This is a genomic window from Bartonella sp. AD328YNZD (genome assembly GCF_042196425.1).
On sequence record NZ_JBHIQG010000198.1, the window covers coordinates 1,851 to 4,701 of the forward strand.

2 protein-coding genes are annotated in these 2,851 nt (G+C 39.3%); both read left to right on the forward strand.

The features are described from left to right. Window positions 1–28 precede the first annotated feature (28 nt). Window positions 29–1,408 (forward strand): class II 3-deoxy-7-phosphoheptulonate synthase, encoded by a 1,380-nt coding sequence (locus tag ACFIO3_RS08975; protein WP_375607195.1) that lies wholly within the window; start codon window positions 29–31, stop codon window positions 1,406–1,408. Window positions 1,409–1,526: 118 nt separating this feature from the next. Then, window positions 1,527–2,851, forward strand: a 1,325-nt coding sequence (locus tag ACFIO3_RS08980; protein WP_375704344.1) for an NAD+ synthase, incomplete at its 3' end; no start/stop codon positions are given.

The following is a 2,851-nucleotide window of genomic DNA, read 5'->3' on the forward strand; positions in this document are numbered from 1 at the left end:
TGTAAGTTTAGTCTTTAGAGAGAGTATAATGATAAAAGAATGGGTGCCTGACTCTTGGAGAGAAAGGCCAATTAAACAAGTTCCGACTTATCCGGATAAGTCTATGTTAGAAAATGTTGAACGAAAACTGAGAAGCTATCCTCCTTTAGTTTTTGCCGGTGAAGCACGTGATTTAAAAAATGAATTAGCAGCCGTTGCGAAAGGCCAAGCTTTTTTATTGCAAGGTGGTGATTGTGCCGAAAGCTTTGCAGAACATGAAGCTGATAATATTCGTGATTTTTTTCGTGTATTTTTGCAAATGGCGATTGTTTTAACCTTTGGTAGTTTTAAGCCTGTTGTTAAAATTGGTCGTATTGCTGGTCAATTTGCAAAGCCACGCTCTTCTGATATCGAAAGTAAAGAAGGGATTGATCTTCCTGCTTATCGGGGGGATATTATTAATGGCATTGAATTTAGAGCCGATTCTCGTATTCCGGATCCGCAACGGATGTCCATGGCTTATCGCCAATCTGCGGCAACACTTAATCTCTTGCGTGCTTTTTCACAAGGTGGCTATGCTGATTTAGAAAATGTTCACACATGGATGTTGAGTTTTGTTTCTAACAGTCCGCAGGGGGAACGTTATGAATTATTGGCAGAGCGTATTTCTGAAGCAATTGATTTTATGCGTTCTATAGGGATTACATCCAAAACGCATTCTTCATTGCGTGAAACATCTTTTTATACCAGTCATGAAGCACTTTTACTTGGTTATGAAGAGGCTTTGACGCGAATTGATTCAACTTCAGGAAATTGGTATGCAACATCTGGCCATATGTTATGGATTGGAGACCGTACACGTCAGATTGACCATGCTCACGTTGAATATTGTCGTGGTATCAAAAATCCTATAGGATTAAAGTGTGGCCCTTCCATTGAGCCTGATGAGCTTTTAAGATTAATTGATATTCTAAATCCTGAAAACGAGCCAGGTCGGCTTACCCTTATTACGCGCTTTGGTTATGATAAGGTTGAAAGTTATCTACCTAAACTCATCCGCGCCGTTGAACGCGAGAAGCGTGCGGTTATATGGTCATGTGATCCAATGCATGGCAATACAATTACTGTTAGTGGTTATAAAACGCGTCCCTTTGATTATGTTTTAAAAGAAGTCGAGAATTTTTTTGCTGTGCATCATGGAGAGGGAACTTATCCAGGAGGCATTCATATTGAGATGACAGGTCGTGATGTCACTGAATGCACCGGTGGGGCACATGCTATTTCTGTGGACGATTTGTCTGATCGTTATCATACGCAATGTGATCCACGATTAAATGCAGATCAATCGTTAGAATTGGCGTTTCTTGTTGCGGAACTCCTTAAAAAAAATCGTGCCACTGACCCGTTAGCAATTGCCACTGGTGGATAGCAAAAGTTTACCTAATATTTTAGATCATATGACAGAAGAGAATTTAAAAAAAAGCGATGTTTCTGATGATTAAAAATAAAGTTGTGGTTGCCAAACTGATGAAGTGATAAAAAGACTTATGAAAAATGATTTTCGGGTAGCAATTGCCCAATTAAATCCTATTGTCGGTGATATTGAGGGGAATTTTTCTCTAGCTGTTATGGCACATCAAAAGGCTAAAGAAGAGGGAGCTGACCTTGTTTTATTATCGGAGCTTTTTATAAGCGCTTATCCACCAGAAGATCTTGTTCTAAAATCTGCTTTTACAAAAACATGTGAAGAGGCTGTTGGAAATTTAGCAAAAATAACCGTAGGCGGACCAGGAATTGTCATTGGTCTTCCATTAAGGCGTAATGGCAATGTTTATAACGGTCTCATGCTTCTTGATGAAGGGCGAGTTATTGCTGAAAGCTTAAAGTTTGATTTACCTAATTATGCCGAATTTGATGAAAAGCGTTTGTTTTCTTCAGGTCCACGTCCTGAGCCTATTGTTTATCATGGAATCAAATTAGGAATAGTCATTTGTGAGGATCTATGGAATGATTTCTCTCTGAGTACAGAGCTTAAAGATAAAGGAGCGGAAATTATTCTCGTCCTTAACGGATCTCCCTACTATCGTAATAAAACTTTAAAACGTATAGATGTTGTTCATACGCAAGCTCTACGATCTGGGGTACCAATTATTTATGCTAATCAAGTTGGTGGTCAAGATGAGCTCGTTTTTGATGGCGGGTCTTTTGCCTTAAATGGGCAAGGCAAAAAAGTGTTTCAAATGAAACACTTTGAAAGGCAGATAGCTTTGAGCCATTGGCAACGAACAACGACGGGATGGAACTGTGTTTTAGGTCCTAATGAAAATCTTCTCAATGGATTAGCAGCCGATTATCAAGCTTGTGTTTTAGGCTTGAAAGATTACGTTAATAAAAACGGCTTTAAGGATGTTATTCTTGGTCTTTCAGGAGGAATTGATTCAGCCCTGTGTGCGGCAATGGCGGTGGATGCTCTTGGTGCTGAGAGGGTTCGCACCATTATGATGCCTTATCATTTCACTTCGCAAGAATCATTGAAAGATGCCAAAGAATGTGCTGATCTTTTAGGATGTCATTATGAAATCATACCGATTGCACAACCTGTTGAGGCTTTTTTAAAGACAATGGCACCTATTTTTTCAGGGTTACCCTCTGATGTAACAGAAGAAAATCTTCAAAGTCGCATACGCGGTACACTTTTGATGGCTCTTTCGAATAAATTCGGATCAATGGTGGTAACGACAGGCAATAAGTCAGAAATGGCTGTAGGATATGCAACACTATATGGGGATATGAATGGCGGATTTAATCCTCTTAAAGATATTTATAAAATGCAGGTTTACGCATTAGCTGAATGGCGCAATAAAAATCACTT

Excerpts from the sequence above, each read along its gene's own strand:
- ACFIO3_RS08975 (WP_375607195.1), top strand. The coding sequence starts at position 29 with ATGATAAAAGAATGGGTGCCTGACTCTTGGAGAGAAAGGCCAATTAAA.